Below are 1,616 nucleotides of genomic sequence, written 5' to 3' on the forward strand. Positions count from 1 at the left end.
ATTGAAAGGTTTGAAAATATAATCATACATAAGTAGGCTACAAAAATTTATAGTTGTTAATATGAAAAATAAGAAAAGTTTATAGAAGTGAGAAAGTGACTTTTAAGGTTTAAATACAATTTAAATTTCTCTATATGTTCAACAATTTAACATTGATAATCCTATTAAAAGAAAGAATCGCAACTAATTATAGAAATAAAATGAGTGGGTTGTTTTATGAAAGAAAAGCATATCTGTCCAAAACGACAAAAAAGAAATCCCTCAAATAAAGGTGGTAAATTTGTTTTGACAATAAAAAACACCAAACTTTATCGAGGGATTGTAATGGTAAATGTAACACTTTTTAGTCAGATTTTACAAAAAATAAACAGAAACATTTTTGCAAGGGTAATAAAAGAATACTCAACAGATAAACATAATAAGGGAATAAATAGCTGGACGCATTTAGTAACGATGTTATTCGGTCAGTTTGCAAAATGTCAGTCAATAAGAGAAATAACAAATGGATTATTATCAATATCAGGTAATCTGAATCATTTGGGAATTCAAAGGAAATCACCTTCTAAATCATCTTTATCTTACATAAATGCTACAAGAGACTGGCAGATGTTCAGGGAGTTATTCTTTTCACTGTATGAAGATTTTCAGAAGAGAGGTTATTTCCAAAGGAAAAAATTTAAGGGAATTAAGAAAAAAATATTTATGCTGGATAGTACAATAATCAGCGTATGTATAAAAGTATTCGATTGGGCAAAATATAAAAAAGAAAAAGGAGCCATAAAGCTTCATACGCTTCTAGATTATGATGGCTGTATGCCCAAATATGTGTATATGACCGATGGAAAGAAAGCAGATGTGAAACACGCAAATTATATGCTTTTACCAGAGAGCTCAGTAATAGTTGCTGACAGAGCATACATAGACTTTAAGATGCTCTATCGGTGGATGAAAGAGAAAATAATATTTGTAATAAAACTAAAAGATGCAATCAAATATGAACAAGTAAAAGAATTTCCTTTGCCGGAAGGAAAAGATGAGCATATACTTAAGGATGAAAAAATCAGGTTAACCGGTGTGGATACCAAAGACCATTATCCTGAGTGCTTAAGACGAGTGGTAGTATATTCCGAAACAGAAAAAGCAGATGTGGAGATAATAACAAACAATTTTTCTTGGACAGCACAAACAATATCAGAGCTATATAAACAGCGATGGTCGATAGAAACATTCTTCAAAGAGCTTAAACAACACTTAAAAATCAAATCTTTTTTAGGAACAACTGAGAATGCGATGTGGATACAGATTTGGACAGCATTGATAACTTTGCTGCTGTTGAAATATCTAAAAGAGATATCCAAATATGGATGGAGTTTATCAAATTTAATTGCTTTTCTAAGAATGAATTTGTTTGTAAAGATTTTATTAACTGAATGGCTTGATAATCCTTTTAAGCCGCCAGAGGATCTTTCTATGAAACTAAGACAAGAAAATTTATTCTAAGAGGGGGATATTTGGGAAGTTATTTTATAATCTGTCCAAAAAAACTTATTAAGAAACCTTTTTCTCTTTTTCTAATTTATTTTGGACAGCACTGAAGAAAAGAGAGATTTTTATTG

Annotated in this window: 1 protein-coding gene; it reads left to right on the forward strand. The window is 30.2% G+C overall.

Annotated features, from left to right (window positions below; translation table 11 throughout):
- Positions 1-216: 216 nt before the first annotated feature.
- A complete protein-coding gene (locus tag QZT26_RS17535; RefSeq protein WP_295104027.1) occupies positions 217-1,500 on the forward strand; it encodes an IS4 family transposase in 1,284 nt (427 codons plus the stop codon).
- The last annotated feature ends 116 nt before the right edge of the window (positions 1,501-1,616 follow it).

Source organism: uncultured Candidatus Kuenenia sp. (assembly GCF_900696675.1).
Classification (GTDB): domain Bacteria; phylum Planctomycetota; class Brocadiia; order Brocadiales; family Brocadiaceae; genus Kuenenia; species Kuenenia stuttgartiensis_A.